The organism is Methyloligella solikamskensis (assembly GCF_042676065.1).
Classification (GTDB): domain Bacteria; phylum Pseudomonadota; class Alphaproteobacteria; order Rhizobiales; family Methyloligellaceae; genus Methyloligella; species Methyloligella solikamskensis.
This window is the reverse complement of the sequence record NZ_JBHTJO010000001.1, coordinates 2,522,375-2,547,944: the sequence shown is the minus strand read 5'-3', so window position 1 is coordinate 2,547,944 and position 25,570 is coordinate 2,522,375. Positions and strand designations below refer to the sequence as shown.

Sequence of the window (25,570 nt, the reverse complement as noted above, 5' to 3'; positions counted from 1 at the left end):
TCAGGGCAGGCGCGCCTTCCGGTTCAGCTCTTGTCTGGCTGGGGCGCGCCGCCTGTTGTTGCCGGGTCGAAGGCAATCGATTTCACGATCCCATAGACTTTGCGGCCCGGCTCGAGCTTCAGCTTGTCCACCGAATAGCGGGTGAGGCGCGCGACCAGCGTCGCCTCTCCACAATGGATGCTGATCTCGACGATCGGCCCATGGGCCTGACCGATCTCCTTCACAGTGCCCGGCAGCACGTTGAGCGCGCTCAAACCCGATGGGCGCCGCGTGGCAATCATCACGTCGCGCGCCCGGATCAGCGCGCGGACAGCAGCGCCTTCCGGCTTTCCCATGAGGGGAACGCGAAGCTCGCCGGCGCCGGTCTTCAGGGTCGTCAGCCCCGCTTCGCTGTCGTGCGCGGCGACCGTGCCCTCCAGCACCGCCGCCGTATCCCGCTCTTCCGAGAGGCCGAGATCGAGCCGGCTCAGCATCTCCTGGGCCTGGCCCTGGCCGGTCACCTTACCGGCTTCCACCAAAACCAGGGTCGTGGCGAGGCGCGCCACCTCGGCGACCGAATGGCTCACATAGATGATCGGCACGCCTGCCTCGTCCCGCAGCCGCTCCAGATAGGGCATCACCTCCTGCTTGCGCGCCTCGTCCAGAGAGGCGAGGGGCTCGTCTAGGAGGAGAAGGCGCGGATGGGCCAGCAGGGCCCGGCCGATGGCGACCCGTTGCTTCTCGCCGCCGGATAGCGCCCCTACGCCGCGTTTGAGCAGCGGCCTCAGGCCGAGCAGGGCGCAGACCTCGCCTAAGCTGGTGCGGGACTTTCCGCGCGCGAAGTAGAACCCGTAGAGCAGGTTCTGCCGGACCGTGAGATGGGGGAACAGCCGCGCGTCCTGAAACACATAGCCGATCCGCCGCTTGTGGGGCGGCAGATGAATGCTCTGCTCCGTGTCGCTCAGCACGTCGCCATTCACCACGACCCGCTCATGGGGCAGACGCCTTAAGCCAGCGATGACGTTGACGATGGTGGTCTTGCCGGCCCCGGAATGGCCGAACAGGGCGGTCAGGCGCCCGTCGCTCTCGAAGGCCGCATCGAGGGCCAGATCGCCGATCTTCCCGCGCGCTTCGAACTCGATGCTCATGACGCCTTCACCCGCCGGCTGACGGCGCGCGCTATCCACTCGGAAAGCAACAGCGCGGTGATGGAGATCGCCGCCGAGATCAGGGTCAGGCGCAGCGCCGCCGCCTCGCCGCCAGGCACCTGGGTCAGCGTATAGATCAGCGTCGGTAGGGTCTGGGTCTCGCCCGGAATGTTGGAGACGAAGGTGATGGTCGCACCGAACTCGCCCATGGCCCGGGCGAAGCAGAGAATGGCGCCGGCGATGATGCCGGGCGCGATCAGGGGCAGGGTCACGGTGAGGAAGGCGAAGATGCGGTTTGCGCCCAGCGTGCCGGCGGCCTCTTCAAGCCCCCGGTCCATGGCCTCCGCCGAGAGCTGGATTGCACGCACCATGAGGGGAAAGCCCATGACACCCGCAGCCAGGGCCGCGCCCGTCCATCGGAAGGCGAAGACGAGGCCGAGATTATCGGCGAGCCATGCGCCCACCGCCCCTTGGCGCCCGAACAGCAGCAGAAGCGCATAGCCGGTCACCACCGGTGGCAGCACCAGAGGCAGCAGCACGAGCGCGCCCAGCAGGGACCGCCCGAGGAAACGGCATCGGGAAAGCACGAGCGCGACGAGAACGGCCAGAGGAAGCGCCACGAGCGTTGCCCAGCTCGCAACCTTCAGGCTTAAGCCGATCGCGGTCAGCTCTTGAGGAGTGAGATCGAGCACGGCGGCACTCTATAGGATCGGCGTGAGGAAAGCGTGCGCTCCCTGCGCGGAGAAGGCGCCGGCCTAACCGGGGTCTTCGCGCCCGCCGCTGGGATCGGCCGTCGCCGTGGTCGGCATATAGTCGGGATCGGCTTCGTGGTCGCGCAGCAGCTCGATTGCCTTCAGGGCAGGGCCCTCAAGGCCCTCGCCGCCGGTCTTCTCGAAATGCTTGATGATCTGCCGGCGCATCCGCGGGTCCCAGAAAAGACGCAGATGATCGGCGATCTCTTCGGCCGGGTCGGCGTCCCGCTGATACTTGAAGTAGTCCTTGATCTGGTTCGCCATATAGACGAGCCGATCGACAGTGCTATGCGACATCGCTTGTACGTTCCCCTTGGACGCGGTCCCGATGGGTGAACACCTCGAAACCGTCTTTTCTTGCAATCGCGATCAATGTGATGCCCGCCGCTTCCGCCATGCGGATGGCGAGTGCCGTCGGCGCAGAGACGGCGGCAATTACGGGCGCGCCGATGGCGGCCGCTTTCTGCACCATCTCCACCGAAACCCGGCTGGTGAGCACGACGATACCGTCCGACGCATCCCGGCCGTCGCGGATCAGGGCGCCGGCGAGCTTGTCGAGGGCGTTGTGCCGGCCGACATCCTCGCGCACCGGACCGATACCGGAATCGGGCGACCAGAAGCCGGCGGCATGCACCGCGCGCGTCTCGTGATTGAGGGTTTGCAGAGGCCCCATGGCCTCCACCGCCTGCATGATTTGCTGGAAGCTGTAGACACGGCCCTTGCCGACCGCTGGCGGCGCCTTCAGCGCCTCGGTCAGGCTCTCGATGCCGCAAAGCCCGCACCCCGTGGGGCCGACATGGCTGCGGCGGCGCTCGGCGAAGCCGGTGCCGGCTTCCGCGTTCAGCCACATGCGAAGTTCGATGGTCGGAATACCGTCGACCTCGCTCTCCACCACTTCGAGCTCTTTTATGGCGTCGGGCCTGGCCACCCCTTCGGTGAAACTCAGACCGTAGGCGAAATCTTCCAGGTCAGAGGGCGTCGCCATCATCACCGCATAGGTCGCGGCATCGTAGGTGAAGGCGACGGCCGTTTCCTCAGGCACAGCGCGGGCCCCTTCTGAGGAGCCCGCCTGCCGCCAAACGCTGCGAGGAACTCTTGCGACCGGAGAGGCCACTTGCGAGACCTCCTGCCTATTCGGCTGCAACGACCTCGGGAGTCTCGGCGATCCGCCGCGATTTGCGGGTGAACTCCTCGTACTCCTCCTGCCACTCGCTGGGCCCGTTGGACGGCATGACCTGTACCGCCGTCACCTTGTATTCGGGGCAGTTCGTTGCCCAGTCCGAATACTCCGTGGTGACCACGTTGGCCTGCGTCTTCGGGTGGTGGAAGGTCGTGTAGACCACGCCCGGGGCCATACGCTCGGAGATCTTCGCCCGAAGCGTCGTGGCGCCCGACCGGCTCTGCAGCTTCACCCAGTCCTGATCGCGGACACCGCGCTGCTCGGCATCGTGCGGATGGATCTCCAGCACGTCCTCCTCATGCCATTCGGAGTTCGCCGTGCGGCGGGTCTGTGCGCCCACATTGTACTGGGTGAGGATACGGCCCGTGGTGAGCAGTAGCGGGAAGCGGGGACCGCTCTTCTCGTCCGTCGGCACGTATTCGGTGATGACGAACTTGCCGCGGCCGCGCACGAACTCGTCGATATGCATGACCGGGGTACCCTCCGGCGCCTTGTCGTTGCAAGGCCACTGGATCGAGCCTTCCTTGTCCAGCTTGTCGAAGCTGACATTGGCGAAGGTCGGGGTCAGCGCCGCGATCTCGTCCATGATCTCCGAAGGATGGCTGTAGTTCATGGGATAATCCATGGCGTTGGCGAGCATCTGGGTGATCTCCCAGTCCTCATAGCCGTTCTTCGGGGCCATCACCTTGCGCACCGGCTGAATGCGGCGCTCGGCGTTGGTGAAGGTGCCGTTTTTCTCCAGGAAGGTGGAGCCCGGCAGGAAGACATGGGCGTAGTTTGCCGTCTCGATCAGGAAGAGATCCTGCACGACGACGCATTCCATGGACGAAAGCCCGGCCACCATGTGCTTGGTATCGGGGTCGGACTGCAGAATGTCCTCGCCCTGGATGTACATGCCCTTGAAGCTGCCTTCGATGGCGGCATCCATCATGTTCGGGATGCGCAGGCCCGGCTCCTTGTCGATGGGCTTGCCCCAAAGCTCCTCGAACAGCTCGCGCACATGGTCGTTCGACACATGACGGTAGCCGGGAAGCTCGTGAGGGAAGGAGCCCATGTCGCAGGAGCCCTGCACGTTGTTCTGACCGCGCAAGGGGTTCACGCCAACGCCCTCGCGGCCGATATTACCGGTCGCCATGGCGAGGTTGGCGATGGCCATCACCGTCGTGGAGCCCTGGCTGTGCTCCGTAACGCCCAAGCCATAGTAGATCGCCGCGTTGCCGCCCGTGGCATAGAGACGGGCCGCGCCGCGCACGGTCTCGGCCGGAACGCCGGTGTACTGCTCCATGTTCTCAGGGCTGTTGCGATCCTCGGCCACGAAGCTCGCCCACTCCTGGAAATCCTCCCAGTCGCAGCGCTCGCGCACGAAGCTCTCGTTCACCAGCCCCTCGGTCACGACCACATGGGCCATGGAGGTGAGCAGGGCGACGTTGGTGCCCGGCTTCAGCTGCAGATGCTGGTCGGCCTTCACATGAGGGCTCTCGACCAGATCGATCTTGCGCGGATCGGCGACAATCAGCTTGGCGCCCTCGCGCAGACGCTTCTTCATGCGCGAAGCGAACACCGGATGGCCGTCCGTCGGGTTGGCGCCGATCACCATCACGACGTCGGAATATTCTACCGAGTCGAAATCCTGGGTGCCGGCAGACGTGCCGAAGGTCGTCTTCAAACCGTAGCCGGTCGGCGAATGGCAGACCCGGGCGCAGGTATCGACATTGTTGTTGCCGAAGGCCGCGCGCACCAGCTTCTGGACCAGATAGGTCTCCTCATTAGTGCAGCGGGAAGACGTGATGCCGCCCACGGCGCCCTTGCCGTATTTCTCCTGAATGCCCTTGAACTTGTTGGCGGCGAATTGGATCGCCTCTTCCCAGGAGCACTCCTGCCACGGATCGGTGACCTTCTCGCGGATCATCGGCTTGGTGATGCGGTCCTTGTGGCTCGCATAGCCCCAGGCGAAGCGGCCCTTCACGCAGGAATGTCCGCGGTTTGCCTTGCCGTCCTTGTAGGGAAGCATGCGGACGACTTCCTCGCCGCGCATCTCCGCCTTGAAGGCGCAGCCCACGCCGCAATAGGCGCAGGTGGTGACCACCGAATGCTCCGGCGTGCCGATCTCGATGACCGATTTCTCGTTCAGCGTCGCCGTCGGGCAGGCCTGCACGCAGGCGCCGCAGGAGACGCATTCGGAATCCATGAAGGGCTCTTCCATGCTGGCCGAAACCCGGCTGTCGAAGCCGCGGCCGGCGATGGTGAGCGCGAACGTGCCCTGAACTTCCTCACAGGCCCGCACGCAGCGCGAGCAGACGATGCACTTGGAAGGCTCGTAGGTGAAATAGGGGTTGGATTCGTCGACACCCGAATTGGGGTGCTTCTTGCCGTCATAGCCGTAGCGCACATCGCGCAGGCCGACCGCGCCGGCCTGATCCTGAAGCTCGCAATCGCCATTGGCGGAGCAGGTCAGGCAGTCCAGCGGATGTTCGGAGATGTAGAGCTCCATCACGCCCTTGCGCAGGCGCTTCAGCCGGTCGGTCTGGGTATGCACGACCATGCCCGGCGCCACTTCGGTGGTACAGGACGCCGGCGTGCCCGCCTTGCCCTCGATCTCCACCAGGCAGAGCCGGCAGGAGCCGAAAGACTCCAGCATGTCGGAAGCGCAAAGCTTGGGGATTTCCGTCCCCATCTCCATCGCCGCGCGCATGATGGAGGTTCCCGCCGGTACCGATAGCTCGACGCCGTCGATCGTCAGCGTCACCATCTCTTCCGATTTCGAGCGGGGGGTGCCGTAATCGGTTTCCTGAATCAGCGACATGTGTGCGTCCTCACCTCAAATCCCAAAGATCTCATCTCAGTCTGGGTTGTCTCTCGTCTCTACTCGGCGGCTTCCAGGCGCGACGGATCGGCGCCGAAATCCTCCGGAAAATGTGTCAATGCGCTCATCACTGGGTAGGGGGTAAACCCGCCAAGGGCGCAAAGTGATCCAAATTTCATCGTGTTGCAGAGATCCTCCAGCACGATCAGGTTGGCCGCCCGGTCGTCGTTCGCCACGATCTTGTCCATCAGCTCCATCCCGCGGGAGGAACCGATCCGGCAAGGCGTGCACTTGCCGCAAGATTCGATGGCGCAGAACTCCATCGCGAAACGGGCCATCTTCGCCATATCCACCGTGTCATCGAATACGACGACGCCGCCATGTCCGATCAGTCCGTCCTTGGCGGCGAATTCCTCGTAGCCGAACGGCGTGTCGAACAGTTCCGGCGGGAAATAGGCGCCCAGCGGGCCGCCCACCTGGACCGCGCGCACCGGTCGTCCCGAACGCGTGCCGCCGCCGATCTCGTTGACGAGCTCGCCCAGGCTCACGCCGAAGGCCGTCTCGTAGACGCCGCCATATTTGATGTTGCCGGCGAGCTGGATCGGCAGAGTTCCGCGGGATTTGCCCTCGCCGAACTCCTGATAATACTCCGCGCCGTCGGCGAGAATGTGCGGTACCGCGCCCAGCGACAGCACGTTGTTGATCACCGTCGGTTTGCCGAACAGGCCGATATGGGCCGGCAGCGGCGGCTTGGCGCGAACTTCGCCGCGCTTGCCTTCCAGGCTGTCCAGCAGCGAAGTCTCCTCGCCGCAGACATAGGCGCCGGCGCCCACGCGCACTTCCATGTCGTAGGAGTAGGGCGAGCCGAGAATGTTATCGCCCAGGGTGCCTTCTTCTCGCGCCTTCTCAATAGCCGCGTTCATGGCCTCGATGGCGTGGGGATATTCGGAGCGGATGTAGATGTAACCCTTGGTGGCGCCCACCGCGATGCCGGAGATCGTCATGCCCTCAATGAGCATGAAGGGATCGCCTTCCATGAGCATCCGGTCGGCGAAGGTGCCGCTATCGCCCTCGTCGGCGTTGCAGACGATGTATTTCTGCGGGGCGGAGGCCTGGTTCACGGTCCGCCACTTGATGCCGGTGGGGAAGCCCGCACCGCCGCGGCCGCGCAGGCCCGACTTGGTGACTGCCTCCACGATGGCTTCCGGCCCCATCTCGATGGCCTTCTTCAGGCCGACATAGCCGCCGGTGGCCTTGTAATCCTCGATCGAGCGCGGATCGACAATGCCAACCCGCTGGAAGGTCAGGCGAGTCTGACTCTTGAAGAAGGGGATTTCCTCTACAAGCCCGAGACTCTTGTCGTGATCGCCGCCTTCGAGAAAGTTTGCATCGAACAGCCCGTCGACATCGCTCTCCTCGATCGGGCCGTAGCCGATCCGACCTTCCGGCCGCTCGACTTCGACCAGCGGCTCAAGCCAGAACATGCCGCGGGAGCCGGGACGTACGATCTCGATATCGAGACCCTTTTCCTCGGCCTTGTCGGCGATCTTGCGGGCCACCTCTTCGGCGCCCAGCGCCAGCGCGCCCGCATCGCGGGAAATGAAAAGCTTCACGCTCATCGCTCGGCCTCCGCGCAGAGGGCATCCGTCTTCTCTTCGTCGAGAAGGGCGTAAACCTTGTCGTCCAGCATTGCGGTGGGGGAGCTATGGCAGAGGCCGAGGCAATAGACGGCGTCCACAGTTACCCGGCGGTCTGTCGTCGTGCCGCCCAGCTCCACGCCGAGACGCTTTTCGATCTGGTCGGCGATGGCGTCGCCGCCGGCCGCCTGGCAGGATTCCGCCCGGCAAACCTTCAGGACTCGCCGGCCCGGAACCTCTTTCCGGAAATCGTGGTAAAAGGTCACAGTGCCATGAACTTCGGCCCGTGACAGATTCAAAGCTTCAGCGATCATCACCACAGCTGCGTCCGGTATATGGCCGAACACCTCCTGCATATCGTGCAGGATGGGCAATGTCGCTCCTTCGCGCGCCTTGTGCTTATCGATTATTTCGGCGGCGCGGTCAGCTTCGAATGGCTCATAATTGTGCATGCCGCTTTGCTCCCTAGAACTCATCCAAAAGATGGCGATAAACCCCTTTAGAATCAACAAAGAGACCCTATCGGCCGATAGGATTTGCCTATCGTTTTGATACGGCGGTGTCATGCCGGCGCGACAAGTGCCCAACGAATAAGCAATTGAAATAATAGAGAGATTCTAGGAACTGAAGGGCTCTGAACAGAGGCCCAGCCCGTCCTGCCGGGGGTGCGACAGGGGCAGGGGTACCTCCAAATTTCTCAAGAATATTTTTTCGGCCCGCGGCCTTAGGAGCTCTTCGCCGTCGGCGGCGGTGCGAGGTCGTTCAGCATGGGTGCCAATTGCTGCGCCTCCTGTACGAGCGCGTTGATCAGCGGGGTCATGGGATCGCGCTGGGGCACCACCAGACCGATGCTGTGAGAGACCTCCGGCTCCACGATGGGGATCGCCTGCATGGTCGCCGTTAAGCCCATGACTTGCGCCAATTTTGCCGGCATGACGCTGGCCCACTGACCGGTCCGCACATGGGCGAACAGGGCCACCATGGAATCCGATTCCAGGGTCGGCACGGTTTGGGTGCCCGACGCGCTCAGCAGGCCGTCGATGATTCGGCGGTGCTGCATGTCCGGAGTGAGCAGGCAAAGCGGGATCTGGCCGGCTTCCTCCCAGGTGACCGAGGAGCGGCCGGCAAGCGGGTGGTCCGCCGCCAGCAGGAGCCGGTAATGCTCGTCATAGAGCGGCACAGCCTTCACCCGCCCGAGCGGCTCGTTGTCGAGATAGGTGAGCCCCGCATCGATCTCCAGATTCTCCAGCATCCCCAGCACCTCCATGGAGGTCCGGGTCAGCACGGTGAAGCTGACATTCGGATGGCGCGACCTGTAGGGCGTCGTGATCATGGCCACCATGGCAAGGGCCGTGGGGATCGCCGCGATCCGAATATGGCCCGTAAGCCCATGTTTCAGCGACTCGATCTCCTGGCGCATGGCGCGCGTGTCGCCGACGATCCGCCGCGCCCAGTCGAGCACGCGCTCGCCCTCAGGGGTCAGCCCCTGGAAGCGCGAGCCGCGCTGCACGAGAAGCACGCCAAGCACCTCCTCGAGCTGCTTGATGCCGGCAGACAGGGTCGGCTGGCTGACGCCGCAGGCTTCCGCCGCCCGACCGAAATGCCGCTCCCGGGCCAGGGCGATAATAAATTCCAGTTTGTCGATCATGCCGCCTCGAAAGGCCTCCTCTCACCGCGTGCGTCCCCAAGCGCATTTGAATTCTGATCTCTGCGGCCATCCCCTTCAATAGACAAAGCATTTCCGTTAAAGCAGACGCGTTGCGCGATGACGACACATCGGCGCGGGTTTGCCCTCATCATCGGGTCATAGATGCGACCGAGACGAGAGCGGACCTTGAGGTTAGCTGAAGGCGTTGCATTGCGGATGCGTGCGCAGGCGAGGGGATGAGAGTTTGCAGGATTCGATCGATACCGCGGCCACCCGCGCCATCGTTGCCGATATCGGCGGCACCAATGCGCGCTTCGCCGTCGCCGATCTCACGACGCTTAAGCTTTCCGATTTTCAGAGCTTCTCATGCGCCGAGCATGAAAGCATCGTCGAGGCGGCGACCGGCTACGCCAAGTCGCTTGCCAATCCGCCCAAGAAGGCGGCGCTTGCAGTCGCGGCTCCCGTCACCGGCGAGACCGTCGATTTCACCAACTCGCCCTGGAGCTTCGAGCGCAAGGCGCTGGCGAAGGCCATGGGGCTCGACGGGCTGCTGGTGCTGAACGACTTTCAGGCGCTGGCCATGTCGCTCCCCTATATCGCCGACGAAGACCTCACCCAGATCGGCGGTGTCGCGCCGGTGGAAAAGGCCACCAAGCTGGTGCTCGGTCCCGGAACGGGTCTCGGCACGGCCGGCCTCGTCTGGTCGGAAGCGGGCTGGATCGCCGTGCCGGGCGAGGGAGGCCATATCAATCTGGCGCCGGTCCATCTCGGCCACATCTCGCTCTTGAACCGCATGATGAGCGACCGCGAGCATCTCTCGGCCGAGCGCGTCATCTCGGGACTCGGTATCTGCGATCTCTACCAGTGTGTCGCGGCCGAACGCGGCCAGGAGGCGGAGGATCTGGACGCGCCTGAGATCGTGGAGCGGGCGAAGGCGGGCAGCGATCCTGTCGCCGTGGAGACCCTGGAGCACTTCGTGGCCTGGCTCGGCAGCTTCGCAGGCGACGCAGCCCTCATGCTGGGCGCTCGGGGCGGCGTCTATCTCGGTGGCGGCATCCCCATGCGCATCCTCGACATTCTGAAGAAGGGCGAATTCCGCAGTCACTTCGAAGCCAAGGGGCGGATGCGCGAAGCGTTCCTGTCTTCGATCCCAATCTACGTCATCGGCGCGAAAGCACCGGCGCTTCAGGGCGCGGCGGCAGCACTCCGTGAAGCCATCCGCCGGGGCGACGAGGCCCTGATCGGCGTCGCCTAGCGCGCTTTCACCACCGCCTCGGCCACTGCAGCAATGGCCGCTTCCCGCTTTTCGATCTCCGCCTCGCTGTCGGTCAGATAGACCGCGATGAAAACCGGCTTGCCGTTGGGCGGCCAGGCCACGCCGACATCGTTGGTGGAGCCGCGTGGCCCCGTGCCCGTCTTGTCGCCGACCTGCCAGTCTTTCGGCAGCCCCGCCCGGATTCGCCTGTCGCCTGTGTGATTATGCACCAGCCAGCCAATCAGCCTCCGGCGCGATCCGTCGGAGAGGGCGTCACCCCGAACGAGACTGTCGAGCGTGTGGACCATGGCGTTCGGCGTGGTCGTGTCCCGCTTGTCGCCGGGCGGCACGTTGTTGAGCGCGAGCTCGTAGCGGTCGAGCCGGGTCTTGTCGTCCCCGAGGGACTGGGCGAACTCCGTGACGGCTTGCGGACCGCCGAGACGCTTCAGAACAAGATTGGCGGCCGGGTTGTCGCTCCAGGTCACGATGGCATCGCAGAGCGCACCGAGGGTCATTTTCTCGCCGATCTGCTTCTCGGTGACCGGTGCGTATTCCAGCATCTCGTCCTCGGTCACCAGGAATGTCTCGTCGAGAGACGCCTTGCCCTCGTCCACCTGTTTCAGCACCGCCGCGGCGGCGAGAAACTTGAACGTGCTGCACATGGGAAACCGCTCATCGCCGCGATGGCTAGCCCGCATGCCTGATCCGCTATCGTAGACGGAAACGCCGAGGCGGCAGCCGGTTTGCTTTTCGATTCCAGCGAATTGTGAGGTGAGTCCCTCATCGGATGAGAGGGCGAAAGTGGCGGCGCGGGCGACACCTGGCACGGCGAGGAGCGAGAGCGCGGCGGCGCCTTGGACGAAGGTACGGCGAGTGATCATGGCGCTCGTCTAGAGCAGGAAAGCGACCGAAAAGCGTCCGGCCGCTTTCCTTGTTGCGCTAGACCGGGAACGGCTCGTTGCACTGTTCGCCGGCCGCCTTCTGCTCTTCCAGAAGGGCTGAGAACTCCGGAATACCGAACGTGGCGACCACCTCCCGGTTCTCGTCGAGGATCTCGTAGACCACATCCTTCACATTGCGGTTGGAGAAGAAGGCGATGACGTCCTGATCGCCGCCGCCTTCCGTGTGGCTCTCGCCGGGCCCGGCGGAGACATAGCTGCCAACGGGCCGGATCTCCTTCAGCTCGCCGTTGGCGCGATAGATCCGGAGCTCGCCCTGCAGGATCAGAGTCCGGTAGGGCACCATGTGATTATGCAACGCGATCTTCGAGTTGGCGTCGAACTTGAACAGCAGATCGACCGTGCCGTTCTCGGCGTCGACCTCGCAGATGTGGTAGGCGAGGTGATCGATACCGTCGATGGTCCGCCAATTGATGTGAGTGTCGTCGAACGCCTTGGTGGGCATTGCATCCTCCTTTTCGGGTTATCGTTTCCTGCCGGCCCGGGGCATTCTTCTTTGGGCAATTTCCCATCGGCAGCGATGGGGAGGGACGGTAGAATTCCCGACGGAATGCACTTGCCATTTGGTGCCAAAAGATCGGCGCCAGCCGGATGCGAGGGGAAGCAGCGATGCGCAGCTACGCGCTCACCAAGGCCAGCACGGTCGGGCCGATCGCCGATATTGTCGCGGCGTCCGGCGGCTCCATCGTGAGCGTCTTTCAGAAGGCGGAGCTGCCCCTCACCCTGCTTGAGCAACCCCATCGCCTGATCCTGCTGCGCGATCAGTTCCGGCTGCTCGAGACGGCGGCGCGGAGCATCGGCGATCACAGCCTGGCGGTCCGCCTTTCGACGGAAGCCGGTATTCCGGGCCTCGGCGCCTATGGCGCGCACCTCATCACCTTGCCGACCCTTGGCGATGCGATCCTCGAAAGCAGCCGTTCGCTGGCTAGCCTCCTGCAGGGCGCGACCACCATCGCGCTGACCGTGGAAGGGCGATGGGCCAAGTGGACCTATTGCGTGACGAAGAATCTGGGCTTGGGTCAGCAGAAGAACGAGATGCTGGCCATCGGCTACATGATCGCGCTGCTTCGCTACTTCGCCGGGCCGAAATGGACGCCCCATCGGGTGGAGGTGGCGGGCCGGTTCGACGGCCGCCGGCAGATCGAGGATGTCGTTGCGGGCGATGTCGTCAGCGGTGATCGGGCTGCCGTCGTCTTCCCGGCCGGGCTGCTGGAGCTGCCCAATCCGCGTCCACCCCAAGATCGCGAGCCGGACTATCCGGCCGTTCCGCCCGAGACGGAGCTCGCTGCGGTGGTCCGGCATATCCTGCTGCTGCAGCTCGACCAGGGCGATGCGGGCATCGACAGGGTGGCCGGCAGGCTCGGCCTTTCACGCCGGACCTTGCAGCGCCGTCTTTCGGAGCAGGGGATGAGCTTCGAAGCGCTGGCCCAGCGAACCTTGCTGGACGAGGCGCGGGACCGGCTGAGGGAGGTGAACGTACCGATCACCGAGATCGCCTATGAGCTCGGCTATTCGGACCCTGCCCATTTCACCCGAGCCTTCCGGCGCTGGACGGGCGAGTCGCCGCTTAGCTGGCGGCGCCGCCTGACCCAATAGGCTGTAGAGGGAGAGCCGGTCGGGTTACTTAAACTCGACCTTGACGATCTCGTAGGACTTGCCGCCGCCCGGGGTGGAGACCTCCACCACATCGCCCTTGTGCTTGTTCAGAAGCGCGCGCGCGATCGGAGAGCCGATGGAGATCTTGCCCTCCTTCACGTTCGCCTCGATCTCGCCGACGATCCGGTACTTCACCTTCTGCTCGGTATCCTCGTCGATCAGCGTGACAGTCGCGCCGAACATCACCTGATTGCCGGAAAGCTTGGAGACGTCGATCACCTCGGCGCGGGAGAGCTTGTCCTCGAGGTCGGCGACGCGCGCCTCGGTCATGCCCTGTTGTTCCTTCGCCGCGTGATATTCGGCGTTCTCCGACAGGTCGCCATGCTCGCGCGCCTCGGCGATCGCTTTGATGATACGCGGGCGTTCGACGGTCTTCAGGTGCTTGATTTCAGCCTCAAGCGCCTCGAAGCCCTCCGCGGTCATCGGCACCTTTTCCATCGTCAGCTAGCTCCTCGGCATTTTCCGGAACCACCGGATATCGGTCTTCAAATTAAAGTCACAAAAGAAACCCTTCGCCAACAACGCGGCGAATGAAAGCGCAAATCAAATCGAGAATAGAAGCGCTTATCAGGTACGCGCAGCGGTGAAGCTTTGCAGCGGCCTCACCTCCAAGCTTCCGGCTCGGAGCGCCTTGATCGCTTCAGTCGCGGCTAAAGCGCCAGCAAGCGTTGTATAATAAGGGATATGGTAGAGCAAGGCCGTCCGGCGGATGGAGAAGCTGTCGGCCAGCGCCTTCATGCCTTCGGTGGTATTGAACACCATGTCCACCTCGCCATTGGCGATGGCGTCCACGATATGGGGCCGCCCCTCCAGCACCTTGTTCACCCGCTCGCACGGAATTCCCTGCTCGTCGAGGAAGCGCCGCGTACCGCGAGTGGCCAGGATGGTGAAGCCCATCTCGGCCAGCTCCCGCGCCGGCGCCACCATGCCCGCCTTGTCGGCATCCTTCACCGAGATGAAGACCGTGCCGGACAGCGGTAGCTTGCTGCCCCCGCCGAGCTGGCTCTTGGCGAAGGCGATGCCGTAATCCTTGTCGATACCCATCACCTCGCCGGTGGAGCGCATCTCCGGCCCCAGCACGGGGTCGACGCCTGGGAAGCGGGCAAACGGGAAGACCGCCTCTTTCACCGCGATATGGTCGAGATCGCGCTTGGCGAGATCGAACTCCGAGAGCTTCCTGCCGGACATCACCTGGGCTGCGATGGCCGCGATCGGTCGGCCGATCACCTTGGCGACGAACGGCACCGTGCGACTCGCCCGCGGGTTCACCTCCAGGATGTAGATCTCGCCGTCCTGGATGGCGTACTGGACGTTCATCAGCCCGACCACCTGCAGCGCCTTGGCGAGCTGCTTGGTCTGCTTTTCAATCTCGGCGATCGCCTCGTCGGACAACGAGTGGGGCGGCAGCGAGCACGCGCTGTCGCCGGAATGGACGCCCGCCTGCTCGATATGCTCCATCACGCCGCAGATGAAGACGTCTTCGCCGTCGCACAGCGCATCCACGTCGACCTCGATGGCGTCGCGCAGATAGCTGTCGATCAGGACCGGGCTCTTGCCGGAAACCACCACGGCCTGGGTGATGTAGCGCTCAAGCTGGGCTTCTTCGAAGACGATCTCCATGGCGCGCCCGCCCAGCACATAGGACGGCCGGACGATCAGCGGGAACCCGATTGACCGTGCGATATCCATGGCTTCCTGCTGGGAGCGCGCGATACCGTTGATCGGCTGGCGCAGGCCCAGCTTCTGGATCAGCGCCTGGAAGCGGTCGCGGTCCTCGGCCAGATCGATGGCGTCCGGCGCCGTGCCGAGGATCGGCACGTCGGCCGCCTCTAAGGCTGCTGCGAGTTTCAGCGGCGTCTGGCCGCCGAACTGCACGATCACGCCTTTGACGCTGCCGTTCTCCTGCTCCTTGCGGATAATCTCGATCACGTCCTCTTCCGTCAGCGGCTCGAAATAGAGCCGGTCGGAGGTGTCGTAATCGGTAGAGACCGTCTCGGGATTGCAGTTGACCATGATGGTCTCGTAGCCGCTCGCCGAGAGCGAGAAGGCGGCGTGACAGCAGCAATAGTCGAACTCGATGCCCTGGCCGATGCGGTTCGGTCCGCCGCCGAGAATGATGATCTTCTCCTTGTCCGACGGCCGCGCCTCGCAGGCACGCTCGCCGGCGAAATCCGCTTCGTAGGTCGAGTACATGTAAGCGGTGGGGGAGGCGAACTCCGCCGCGCAGGTGTCGATGCGCTTATAGACCGGGTGCACGTCGAGATCGCGCCGGTGCTTGGAGACGTCCTCCACAGGCATGCCGGTCAGGGTCGCAAGCCGCTCGTCAGAGAAGCCCATGGCCTTCAGCTTGCGCATCTGCGGGCCGTTATCGGGCAGGCCGTGAGTGCGCACCCGTTCCTCCCAATGGAGGATGTCCTGGATCTGTCCCAAGAACCACGGGTCGATCTTGCAGAACTCGTAGACCAGCTCCTGGTCGAAGCCGAGCCGCATGGCTTGCGCCACCTTGAGCAGCCGATCCGGCGTTGGCGTGCCGAGCGCCGCCCGGATCACGTTGCTGTCGTCGCCCTGGCCGAGCCCTTCGAAGTGATACTCGTCGAGGCCCGTGAGCCCCGTCTCCATGGAGCGAAGCGCCTTCTGCAGGCTCTCCGGGAAGCTTCGGCCGATGGCCATGGCCTCACCGACCGACTTCATGGAGGTGGTGAGCACCGGATCGGAGCCGGGGAACTTCTCGAACGCGAAGCGCGGAATCTTGGTGACCACGTAATCGATGGTCGGCTCAAAGGAGGCCGGCGTCGCCCCACCCGTGATGTCGTTGGCGAGCTCGTCGAGGGTGTAGCCGACGGCGAGCTTGGCGGCGACCTTCGCGATGGGAAAGCCGGTGGCCTTCGAGGCCAACGCCGAAGAGCGCGACACCCGCGGGTTCATCTCGATGATGACCAGCCGTCCGTCTTCCGGATTCACGGCGAACTGCACGTTGGACCCGCCGGTCTCCACCCCGATCTCGCGCAACACCGCCAGCGAGGCGTTCCGCATGATCTGGTATTCGCGGTCGGTCAGGGTCAGGGCAGGGGCGACGGTGATGGAATCGCCCGTATGCACGCCCATGGGATCGATGTTCTCGATGGAGCAGATGATGATGCAGTTGTCGTCCTTATCCCGGACGACCTCCATCTCGTACTCCTTCCACCCGAGAACCGATTCCTCGATCAGCACCTCCGAGGTGGGAGAGGCGTCGAGGCCGCGCTCCACGATCTCGATGAACTCGTCGCGGTTATAGGCGATGCCGCCGCCAGTGCCGCCGAGCGTGAAGGAGGGGCGGATGATGGTCGGCAGGCCGATCTCGGATAGCGCTTCCAGCGCCTCGATCATTCCCTTGTCGCGATAGCGCCGCTTGCGCTCGCTTTCGCCTTGCGCCCAATCCTTCTCGAACGCGGCGATCGCGTCGTCCTTCTCCGCCTCGCTCATGTCCGAGGCGGCGATCTTGTCGAGCGCCGCCTGGCGCTTCTGCTTGTCGGCGCGCTTCAGGTCCGTGGCCGTCGCCAGGAGCGAGCGGGGCGACTGCAGGCCGATCCGCGACATCGCCTCGCGGAACATTTCCCGGTCTTCCGCCTTGTCGATGGCTTCCGCATTGGCGCCGATCATCTCCACGCCGTACTTCTTGAGAACGCCGGAATTCTGCAGCGAGAGCGCCGTGTTCAGTGCCGTCTGCCCGCCCATGGTGGGGAGCAGGGCGTCGGGGCGCTCCTTCTCGATGATCTTGGCGACGAAAGCGGGCGTGATCGGCTCCACATAGGTGGCGTCCGACACGTCCGGATCGGTCATGATGGTGGCTGGGTTCGAGTTCACCAGGATGACCCGATAGCCCTCTTCTTTCAGGGCTTTGCAGGCTTGGGTACCGGAATAGTCGAACTCGCAGGCCTGGCCGATGACGATGGGTCCAGCCCCGATCACCAGGATGGACTTTATGTCTTCGCGTTTGGGCATAGGGCTCTAAGCGTGCTTGTGCCGGCCGGCTCTTGTCGCGCCGAACGCTGTGAGCCGGATGTGACAGCCTTATAGATGAGGGCTAGGAGCGCTCTTTAGACCAGATTCAAACTGCAGGAAAGGACCGAAGGCGCCGCATCCCCGGAAATAACTGCTTGTGTAAACGCAAGACTCCCCGAAACCTTGTCAGCACTGTGGTGTTATCGCTCCGGGACATGTTCGCACGGCAAGACAAAACACCCTTCTGGCTCGAGCTTCTGATGCTCGTTGGCGCCGTCACGCTGGTGAATCAGCTTGCCCGGGTTGCCGGCATCGGCGCTGCTCCGAAAAACAGGGTTTCCGACGAAAAGGCACAGGCCGAGCCGAACCGCGTGCTGCCCGAAGACGGGCAGGCTGGAGACGGGCAGGCTGAAGACGGCAAGAAATCCGCTTCGGAAGACGGCGACGAGGAAGGCGCCTTCAAGATTCGGCCGTCCGAAGAGCCGGAGCACGTTCATGCCGCGCGCGCCAAGGAAGACAATCGCGGGCGCAAGGCGCCGAGCCCCTTCCATATGCCCTTCCAGGGATGGAGAGACGTCTTCTGGCGCGTCGTGGGCCAGATCGGCGACGACCGGGTTCTCGCTGTGGCCGCCGGCGTCGTCTTCTACATGCTGCTGGCGCTGTTTCCTGCGCTCGCCGCGTTCGTTTCGATCTACGGTCTGACGGCAAGCCCCGACACCATCACCGAGCACATCAACACCATCGCCGCCGTGGTGCCCGAAGGCGGGCTGGACATCATCCAGGATCAGATCAGCCGTCTGACGGACAGCCGCAACGCCAGCCTGAGCTTCGGTTTCCTCTTCGGCTTGGGACTTGCGCTCTGGAGCGCCAATGCCGGCATTAAGGCGGTCATGGACGCCCTGAACGTCGTCTATGACGAGAAGGAGAAGCGCAGCTTCATCAAGCTGAACCTGATCTCCTTCGCCTTCACCCTCGGCGCTCTCGCCTTCATGATCGCCGCCATCAACGCCATCGTGATCCTGCCGCTCGTGCTTTCCTGGGTCGGATTCGAAAGCTATGCCGGGCAGCTGATCTCCATCCTCCGCTGGCCGGCCCTTGTGGTGATCGTCCTTGTTTGGCTGGCGCTGCTCTACCGCTACGGCCCCTCGCGGGCGAGTCCCCAATGGCGCTGGCTCAGCGTCGGCAGCCTGTTCGCCGCGCTCGCTTGGCTGGGTGGCTCGGCGCTATTCTCCTGGTACCTGTCGAACTTCGCCAACTACGACGCCACCTATGGCTCGCTCGGCGCCGCCATCGGTCTGATGATGTGGCTTTGGCTCTCCATCATCATCATTTTGCTGGGTGCGGAGATCAACGCGGAGATCGAGCACCAGACCGCAAGGGACACAACCACCCGGCCCGAGAAGCCGATGGGAGATCGCGGCGCTGTGATGGCCGATACGGTCGGCGCCAACGCCGAGAGCTAGGAGCTGTCCTTCGCGCCGTCCATCATCTCCACGAAGCGCGTGAAGAGGTAGTGGCTGTCCTGGGGGCCGGGGGAGGCTTCCGGGTGATACTGCACCGAGAAAACCGGCCGGTCCTTCAGCTTCAGCCCGCAGTTGGAGCCGTCGAAGAGGGAGACATGGGTCTCCTCGATCTCGTCGGAGAAGCTTTCCCGGTCCACGGTGAAGCCGTGGTTCATGGAGGTGATCTCGACCTTGCCGGTCAGATAATCCTTCACCGGATGGTTCGCGCCGTGATGGCCCTGGCGCATGTGGGACGTCTTACCGCCGAGCGCCAGCCCCAGCATCTGATGGCCGAGGCAGATGCCGAAGACCGGCTTGCCTGAGTCCACCAGCTTCTTGATCTCCGGCACGGCGTATTCTCCGGTGGCTGCCGGATCGCCGGGCCCGTTTGAGAGGAAGATCCCGTCCGGGTTCCGCTCCAGGATCTCCTCGGCGCTCGTGGTGGCGGAGACCACGGTCACCTTGCAGCCGGCCGCCGCCAGCTCACGCAGGATATTCCGCTTCAGCCCGTAATCGATGGCGACCACGTGATGGCGCGGTGGCTCTTTCCGGGTGAAACCTTCGTTCCACTCCCAGGCGCCTTCCTCCCACGTATAGGTCTGGGCGGTGCTGACATCCTTTGCGAGATCGAGCCCGACCATGCCGCCCCATTCGGCGGCCTGGCGCTTCAGTGCCTCGCGGTCGAAATCGCCGTCCGGCGCGTGGGTGATCACCGCGTTGGGCATGCCCTTCTCGCGGGTCAGCGCGGTCAGCGCGCGGGTGTCGACGCCGGTGATGGCGATGATGCCGCGCGCCTTCAGCCACTCGTTGAAGTGCTGCGCCGAGCGATAATTCGACGGCTCCGTGATCGGCGCCCGGAGCACGCAGCCCTGCACGCCGGAGGCGGCGGCGAGGTTCGCGGTCTCGATGTCTTCCGGGTTCGCGCCGACATTGCCGATATGGGGGAAGGTGAAGGTGATGATCTGGCCGGTATAGGAGGGGTCCGTCAGGATCTCCTGATACCCGGTCATCGCCGTGTTGAAGCAGACCTCGCCGACGGCGACGCCCGTGGCGCCGGCGCCCATCCCTTCGATGACCGTTCCGTCTGCCAGAACCAGAAGGGCGGTCGGCCCCTGATCGTCCCAGCCGGGAACGGCGGTGGGCGCGCCTGCGTCCCTCGCTTTGCTCTCGATATCGCTCATGGAATGTCGACTCTCATCCGTGCAAGTCTTGGGAGGAGAAATCGTCCATGCGGGCCTCCGGTGCAAGCCCCGAATCTCGCGCCACTCAAGCGCCGGCGGACGCGCCGGTCGCGGTTCAACGCACCGACCGTCCATGCGGACTAAAATAGCGCAATGAGTCCAGTGTGTTAGAGCCGCAAAAGAAGTTGCGCGAGAATCCCGCGTCAGATAGCCTCTGGCCCATCTTTCCCCAAGCTTCCGGCCACTCCCATGCGCGACGAGATCAATTCCGCTCTGAAAGACGCCCTCAAGGCCCAGGACAAGCGGCGCCTCTCGACCCTTCGCATGGTTTCCGCCGCGGTCAAGGATAGGGACATCGCCGCCCGCGGCGAGGGGAAGGAGCAGGCGACCGATGCGGAAATCCTCGCCACCCTCACCAAGATGGTGAAGCAGCGGGAGGAGTCTCGGAAAGTCTATGCGGAAGCCGGCCGTGATGAGCTCGCCGCGCAAGAAGCGGAAGAGATCGAGATCATCAACGAGTTCCTGCCCAAGCAGCTTTCCGATGCGGAGATGGAGAAGGCCATCGACGAGGCCATCGCCGCCACCGGGGCGGACTCCATCAAGGACATGGGGAAGGTCATGGGCGAGCTGAAAGGCAAATATGCCGGCCAGATGGATTTCGCCAAGGCCGGCTCGGCCGTCAAAGCCAAGCTGGGCTAAGGCTTCTCGTTCAACAAATTCGTCATTGCCGGGCTTGACCCGGCAATCCAGGCCGTTCCCTCTCAGCGAGCGCCGGAGTTCCCAGTAGGGCGCGCAGTTTGCTGCGCCGTAACGGCGTGGATGCTCGGATCAAGTCCGGGCATGACGATGGGTAAAGTGCCGAGTCCGGCCCCTAATGCCCGGTATGCAGCCGGTTCGCTGAATAGACCCCGATCAGCACGAGGATGAGCCCAAGCCCCACCGCCAGCGGGTCGTGGGGCCAGCGAACGACGATCAGGACTCCGATCAGCACTGGCGAAAGAGCGAAGGCGAAATCGGCCGCCGATAGGCGGCGCGGCGACTTCCAGAGGAGATAGCCGATCAGGGCGATCGCAAGGACGATGATGACGATGGCGGCAATAAGCATGGCGAGTGGCAAGTCCGGGACACGGTAAGCGTGCCCCCGGATTTAGGACACTCGGGCGTAAAAATCCCGTTCATTTTTTGGTAACCCGCAAATGTTTGGCGGCTCCGTTCCGCGCTCCTGCCATACATTCATGCTCTGTTCTGACGGTGAATAACGGGTAGAAGACGCCTAAACCCTTGGATTTCCGCGCTTCTCATCTGTTAGCTGGCCGAAAGAGGCCGAATCAGGAACATGCGTTTTACCGATTCTTTCTTGGATGACATTCGCTCCCGCCTGCCCGTTTCGCAGGTGGTGGGTCGGCGCGTGAACTTGAAACGACGCGGGCGGGAGTTCGTTGGCCTCAGCCCCTTCAACAAGGAGAAGACGCCCTCCTTCACGGTCAACGACCAAAAGGGCTTCTATCACTGCTTCTCCTCCGGCAATCACGGCGACATCTTCCGCTTCCTCATGGAGACGGAAGGGTTGAGCTTCCCGGAAGCCGTCGAGCGCCTGGCGAGCGAGGCGGGCGTCCCCATGCCCAAGCCCGATCCCCAGTTCGAGAAGGCGGAGAAAGAGCGGCTCTCCCTGATCGACGCCATGGAGGCGGCAGCCGCCCTGTTCGAGAAGCAGTTCGTGCAATCGGAAGGCCGCCATGCGCGGAACTACGCCAAGGGGCGTGGCCTCTCCGACAAGACGATCCAGGACTACCGCATCGGCTTCGCGCCGGGCTCCCGCGACTTCCTGAAGAACGCGCTCATCGGCAAGGGCTTCACCGAGACCCAGCTTCTTGAGGCGGGGCTCCTGATCAAGCCGGATGACGGGCGCGCCTCCTATGACCGCTTCCGCAATCGGCTGATGATCCCCATTCCAGATTCCCGCGGCCAGGTCATCGCGTTCGGCGCCCGGACCCTGGAGGAGGGTGGCCAGCCGAAATATCTGAACTCGCCGGAAACCAAGCTCTTCGACAAGGGCTCATCCGTCTTCAATTTCGCCCGCGCCCGCGGGCCGGCTCATGAGAAACGCGAGATCATCGTGGTCGAAGGCTATATGGACGCCATCGCCCTGGACCAGGCGGGATTTCCCAATGTGGTCGCGACGCTTGGCACCGCCTTCACCGAGCGCCAGATGCAGCTTCTGTGGCAGCTCGCGCCGGAGCCCGTCATCTGCTTCGACGGCGACCAGGCGGGCGAGGGGGCCGCTGCCCGCGCCATCGACCGCATGCTGCCCGTCCTCAAAGAGGGCCATTCCTTCCGCTTCGCCTTTCTGCCCGAAGGCAACGACCCCGACGATCTTGTGAAGGCGGAGGGGCCGGAAGCCTTCGCCGCCTGCCTCGCCGGGGCTAAGCCCCTGATCGAGATCGTCTGGCACCGGGAGATCTCCGCGCAAGCCCTCGACACGCCGGAGCGCAAGGCGGCGCTCGAAGCGCGCCTGGAGCGGCTTCTGGAAAGCATCGGCAACGGACGGGTGCGTGAGCATTACCGCCGCGAGATCAAATCGCGCCTGGCCCAGCTCTGGGCAGCCCAGCGGCCACAAAACCCGCGCTTCAATGATCGGCCGGCCGCGCGGTCGAATGTGCCGGCCCGCACAGGCTTCGGCCGCGCGCCCCGGCCGCTGCCCGATCAGGTGCGCCGTATCCGGGATTTGCCGACATCCCCCCGCGGCTTCGCCATCACCATCATCCTGTCGCTCCTCAACCATCCCTGGCTGCTGGAGCGTTTCGGCGAGGAGATCGCGTCTCTTGAGCTGCGCGCCGCACCCTTTGCCGCGCTTCTGGACGAGCTCGCCGAGATCATCCTGGCGGAGCCCGAGGTGACGCCGGACGGACTGGCCGACGCCTTGCGCGACAGCCGCCACGCCAAGCTGTTCGACCGCATTGCCAAGGAGAGCGCCTTCAGCCGCATCACCTTCCTGCAGCCCGATACGGAAGACGAGGAGGTGGAGGAGCAATTCCGCGATCTTCTGTTCCGCTGGCGGGCCCTGCCGACCCTGAAGAAGGAGCTGATGGAGATCGCGCCTTACCTCTCCGAAGCGAGCGATGCGGAGTTCGAGCAGTTCGTCATGCTCCAGGAGCAGGTGGCCAATGACGGCGTGGCCGAGGCCCATGAGGATGCGGGCGACCGGGAGGCCAAGGAACGCCTGGCGGAAACCATCGCCCGGGTGCGCCGGGAGCGCATCGGCCTCAACCGGGGCCGGCGCCCGTGACGTGTGTATTCCAGTGGCGTGCTGCGCCGCCCGCGCCCGCCGCAGCACAGCGCGAAGAAAGCGCCGCTAAAGCGATGAAATCCTTTGAGCGAAGGGATGTGGGCGAGGGGGATTTGCCACAGGCTGCGACTTTCGTGTCTGCGGCCTTGACTCTGCCCCTTTCCCTCGCCAATTGCATAGCTGAGAATCGCCAGGGACAGCGCTTGGGGTGGGAAATGGCGCGTGAACCCTGGCTTCGGCAGCGAGCTGCTCGACCGGACGTGCGATCGGACTTGTCTTTGCAAACGCGCGTTGGTTCCCGTCATGGCGTTATTCCGGAAGGCGAACCCCCGCCTGCGTGGCGAGACGGATGCGAGTGGGAGCGCCGTGGTGCACGTGGCCCGACGGCCGGTGAGGAGCATATGGATGCGACCCGGAGGCAAAAAGCCGGAGGCCGGCCGCCATGCTTAATTGCCGGTTAACGCGAAGCAGTTAGGGCGAGGGATTCGTGCCGGCGAACGGTGAGTGAGCCGGCGGGGCGAAAGACGCCCGAGACCGCGATAGATCAAGACCGGGCACGCGCGCACCCGGCGCTTTGGAGTTATTGAATGGCAACCAAGACAGCTGAAGCCCAGACCCAGGATCAAACCGCAGGCGAAGGGCAGGACGGTCCCGTCCTCGATATGTCCGATGCCGCGGTCAAGAAGCTGATCAAGACCGCCAAGCAGCGCGGCTTCGTCACCTATGACGAGCTAAACGAGGTTCTGCCTTCCGAAGAAGTCTCCTCCGAGCAGATCGAGGACACCATGTCGATGCTGTCCGACATGGGCATCAACGTGATCGATTCCGACGAGGCCGAGGAGCAGGAAGCCGAAGGCGAAGGCGGCGCGGTTGCCAAGGTCCAGGCCGTCGCCAAGAGCGAGACCACCACCAAAGAGCCGACCGACCGCACCGACGATCCCGTGCGCATGTATCTGCGCGAGATGGGCTCCGTGGAGCTGCTCTCCCGAGAGGGCGAGATTGCCATCGCCAAGCGGATCGAGGCCGGCCGCGAAGCCATGATCGCAGGGCTCTGCGAAAGCCCGCTTACCTTCCAGGCCATCATTATTTGGCGCGACGAGCTGAACGAAGGAAAGATTCTGCTCCGCGACATCATCGATCTGGAAGCCACCTATGCCGGCCCCGACGCCAAGCCGACCCCGGCCGGCGAGGGCGAGAGTGAAGGCGAAGAGGGCGAGGACACCGAGGCCAAAAAGTCCGACGAGAAATCCGACGACGACGAGGACAGCGAAGACTCCGATTCCGACAGCGACTCCGACGATTACGACGACGATGACGACATGGAGAACAACATGTCTCTCGCCGCCATGGAGGCCGAGCTGAAGCCTCAGGTCGTGGAGACCTTCGACACCGTCGCCACCAACTACAAGAAGCTCCGCAAGCTGCAGGACCAGCTCGTCGAGAAGGCCATGAAGAACGAGCAGCTCTCCTCTTCCCAGGAGAAGCGCTATAAGGCCCTGAAGGACGAGATCGTCGCCGAGATCAAATCGCTCTCGCTGAACGCCAACCGTATCGAGAGCCTGGTCGAGACCCTCTACGACATCAACAAGAAGCTCATGGGTTATGAGGGGCGCTTGCTGCGCCTCGCCGAGAGCTATCGCGTCGACCGCGGCGACTTCCTGGAGGAGTATCGCGGCAACGAGCTCGACCCCAACTGGCTGCGCCGGGTGGGCCGCCTGAAGAAGCGCGGCTGGTCAGATTTCGTGCGCGACGAGAAGGGCCTCATCAAGGACATCCGCACCGAGATCCAGACCCTGGCCGCCGAGACCGGGCTTCAGATCGGCGAGTTCCGCCGCATCGTGTCCATCGTGCAGAAGGGCGAGCGCGAGGCGCGCATCGCCAAGAAGGAGATGGTCGAGGCGAACCTCCGACTGGTGATCTCCATCGCCAAGAAATATACCAACCGCGGCCTGCAATTCCTTGATTTGATTCAGGAAGGCAATATCGGCCTGATGAAGGCGGTCGATAAGTTCGAATACCGCCGCGGCTATAAGTTCTCCACCTATGCTACCTGGTGGATCCGCCAGGCCATAACCCGGTCCATCGCCGACCAGGCCCGCACCATCCGTATCCCGGTGCATATGATCGAGACGATCAACAAGATCGTCCGCACCTCGCGCCAGATGCTGCATGAGATCGGCCGTGAGCCGACCCCGGAAGAGCTGGCCGAGAAGCTGGCCATGCCGCTGGAGAAGGTGCGCAAGGTTCTCAAGATCGCCAAGGAGCCGATCTCCCTGGAGACGCCCATCGGCGATGAGGAAGACTCCTATCTCGGCGATTTTATCGAGGACAAGAACGCGGTGCTCCCCATCGACGCCGCCATCCAGTCCAACCTCCGCGAGACGACCACCCGGGTGCTGGCATCGCTCACGCCGCGCGAGGAGCGCGTGCTGCGCATGCGCTTCGGCATCGGCATGAACACCGACCACACCCTGGAAGAGGTCGGCCAGCAGTTCTCCGTGACCCGCGAGCGTATCCGCCAGATCGAGGCCAAGGCGCTTCGCAAGCTGAAGCACCCGAGCCGCTCGCGGAAGCTGCGCTCCTTCCTGGACAACTAGCAG

At 63.9% G+C, this 25,570-nt stretch carries 20 protein-coding genes; 6 read left to right on the top strand and 14 right to left on the bottom strand.

All coding sequences use genetic code 11. The features are described 5' to 3' along the window. Positions 1 to 23: 23 nt before the first annotated feature. The 8 genes from modC to ACFQ2F_RS12190 form a co-directional block, all read right to left on the bottom strand. On the bottom strand, positions 24 to 1,127 hold the full coding sequence (gene modC / locus ACFQ2F_RS12225) for a molybdenum ABC transporter ATP-binding protein (RefSeq protein ID WP_379090239.1): 1,104 nt from the start codon (positions 1,125 to 1,127) through the stop codon (positions 24 to 26). Then, positions 1,124 to 1,819, bottom strand: a complete 696-nt coding sequence (gene modB / locus ACFQ2F_RS12220) for a molybdate ABC transporter permease subunit (RefSeq protein ID WP_379090237.1) — start codon at positions 1,817 to 1,819, stop codon at positions 1,124 to 1,126. The genes modC and modB overlap by 4 nt, the downstream gene beginning before the upstream one ends. A 63-nt stretch (positions 1,820 to 1,882) precedes the next feature. After that, positions 1,883 to 2,176 (bottom strand): formate dehydrogenase subunit delta, encoded by a 294-nt coding sequence (locus ACFQ2F_RS12215; RefSeq protein ID WP_379090235.1) that lies wholly within the window; start codon positions 2,174 to 2,176, stop codon positions 1,883 to 1,885. After that, on the bottom strand, positions 2,166 to 2,993 hold the full coding sequence (gene fdhD, locus ACFQ2F_RS12210; RefSeq protein WP_379090233.1) for a formate dehydrogenase accessory sulfurtransferase FdhD: 828 nt from the start codon (positions 2,991 to 2,993) through the stop codon (positions 2,166 to 2,168). The genes ACFQ2F_RS12215 and fdhD overlap by 11 nt, the downstream gene beginning before the upstream one ends. Before the next feature lie 16 nt (positions 2,994 to 3,009). Further along, entirely contained in the window at positions 3,010 to 5,862 is a 2,853-nt protein-coding gene (fdhF, locus tag ACFQ2F_RS12205) for a formate dehydrogenase subunit alpha (RefSeq protein ID WP_379090231.1), read from the bottom strand. A 59-nt stretch (positions 5,863 to 5,921) separates the two neighbouring features. After that, positions 5,922 to 7,481 carry a formate dehydrogenase beta subunit gene (locus ACFQ2F_RS12200; RefSeq protein ID WP_379090229.1) on the bottom strand — a complete coding sequence of 520 codons (1,560 nt, stop codon included), beginning with the start codon at positions 7,479 to 7,481 and terminating at the stop codon, positions 5,922 to 5,924. Beyond that, the gene (locus ACFQ2F_RS12195; RefSeq protein ID WP_379090227.1) at positions 7,478 to 7,951 is read right to left on the bottom strand and encodes a formate dehydrogenase subunit gamma; all 474 of its coding nucleotides are present in this window, start codon (positions 7,949 to 7,951) and stop codon (positions 7,478 to 7,480) included. Before ACFQ2F_RS12195 ends, ACFQ2F_RS12200 begins: the two co-directional genes overlap by 4 nt. A gap of 272 nt (positions 7,952 to 8,223) precedes the next feature. Continuing rightward, complete coding sequence (locus tag ACFQ2F_RS12190; protein ID WP_379090225.1) at positions 8,224 to 9,147, bottom strand: LysR family transcriptional regulator; 924 nt, start codon at positions 9,145 to 9,147, stop codon at positions 8,224 to 8,226. Between the two features lie 244 nt (positions 9,148 to 9,391). On the opposite strand from ACFQ2F_RS12190, the gene glk reads away from it, so the two are divergent. After that, positions 9,392 to 10,402, top strand: coding sequence for a glucokinase (glk, locus tag ACFQ2F_RS12185; protein WP_379090223.1), 1,011 nt, complete (start codon positions 9,392 to 9,394; stop codon positions 10,400 to 10,402). Here the strand turns inward: glk and bla are convergent. Both bla and ACFQ2F_RS12175 read right to left on the bottom strand, forming a co-directional pair. Beyond that, positions 10,399 to 11,283, bottom strand: coding sequence for a class A beta-lactamase (bla, locus tag ACFQ2F_RS12180; protein WP_379090221.1), 885 nt, complete (start codon positions 11,281 to 11,283; stop codon positions 10,399 to 10,401). The genes glk and bla overlap by 4 nt on opposite strands. 58 nt (positions 11,284 to 11,341) lie before the next feature. Continuing rightward, entirely contained in the window at positions 11,342 to 11,806 is a 465-nt protein-coding gene (locus tag ACFQ2F_RS12175) for a cupin domain-containing protein (protein ID WP_379090219.1), read from the bottom strand. Positions 11,807 to 11,970: 164 nt separating this feature from the next. Between ACFQ2F_RS12175 and ACFQ2F_RS12170 the strand changes: the two genes are divergently transcribed. Continuing rightward, a complete protein-coding gene (locus ACFQ2F_RS12170) occupies positions 11,971 to 12,957 on the top strand; it encodes an AraC family transcriptional regulator (protein WP_379090217.1) in 987 nt (328 codons plus the stop codon). A gap of 24 nt (positions 12,958 to 12,981) precedes the next feature. Here the strand turns inward: ACFQ2F_RS12170 and greA are convergent, their stop codons facing one another. Next, positions 12,982 to 13,455, bottom strand: coding sequence for a transcription elongation factor GreA (gene greA / locus ACFQ2F_RS12165; RefSeq protein WP_379090215.1), 474 nt, complete (start codon positions 13,453 to 13,455; stop codon positions 12,982 to 12,984). Between the two features lie 129 nt (positions 13,456 to 13,584). Next, the gene (carB, locus tag ACFQ2F_RS12160) at positions 13,585 to 17,001 is read right to left on the bottom strand and encodes a carbamoyl-phosphate synthase large subunit (RefSeq protein ID WP_379090213.1); all 3,417 of its coding nucleotides are present in this window, start codon (positions 16,999 to 17,001) and stop codon (positions 13,585 to 13,587) included. Between the two features lie 215 nt (positions 17,002 to 17,216). On the opposite strand from carB, the gene ACFQ2F_RS12155 reads away from it, so the two are divergent. Continuing rightward, entirely contained in the window at positions 17,217 to 18,464 is a 1,248-nt protein-coding gene (locus ACFQ2F_RS12155; protein WP_379090210.1) for a YihY/virulence factor BrkB family protein, read from the top strand. On the opposite strand, the gene carA is transcribed toward ACFQ2F_RS12155, so the two are convergent. Further along, positions 18,461 to 19,684: a glutamine-hydrolyzing carbamoyl-phosphate synthase small subunit gene (gene carA / locus ACFQ2F_RS12150; RefSeq protein ID WP_379090208.1), complete on the bottom strand. Its 1,224-nt coding sequence runs from the start codon at positions 19,682 to 19,684 to the stop codon at positions 18,461 to 18,463. The genes ACFQ2F_RS12155 and carA overlap by 4 nt on opposite strands. A 249-nt stretch (positions 19,685 to 19,933) precedes the next feature. Here carA and ACFQ2F_RS12145 point away from each other — a divergent pair, with 249 nt between their 5' ends. Next, positions 19,934 to 20,383, top strand: coding sequence for a GatB/YqeY domain-containing protein (locus ACFQ2F_RS12145; protein WP_379090206.1), 450 nt, complete (start codon positions 19,934 to 19,936; stop codon positions 20,381 to 20,383). A gap of 172 nt (positions 20,384 to 20,555) precedes the next feature. Here ACFQ2F_RS12145 and ACFQ2F_RS12140 read toward each other — a convergent pair whose 3' ends face one another. After that, a complete protein-coding gene (locus ACFQ2F_RS12140; protein WP_379090204.1) occupies positions 20,556 to 20,789 on the bottom strand; it encodes a hypothetical protein in 234 nt (77 codons plus the stop codon). 231 nt (positions 20,790 to 21,020) lie between these two features. On the opposite strand from ACFQ2F_RS12140, the gene dnaG reads away from it, so the two are divergent. Then, positions 21,021 to 22,970 (top strand): DNA primase, encoded by a 1,950-nt coding sequence (gene dnaG / locus ACFQ2F_RS12135; RefSeq protein WP_379090202.1) that lies wholly within the window; start codon positions 21,021 to 21,023, stop codon positions 22,968 to 22,970. Positions 22,971 to 23,557: 587 nt separating this feature from the next. Beyond that, positions 23,558 to 25,567, top strand: a complete 2,010-nt coding sequence (gene rpoD, locus ACFQ2F_RS12130) for an RNA polymerase sigma factor RpoD (protein WP_379090200.1) — start codon at positions 23,558 to 23,560, stop codon at positions 25,565 to 25,567. Positions 25,568 to 25,570: the final 3 nt, after the last annotated feature.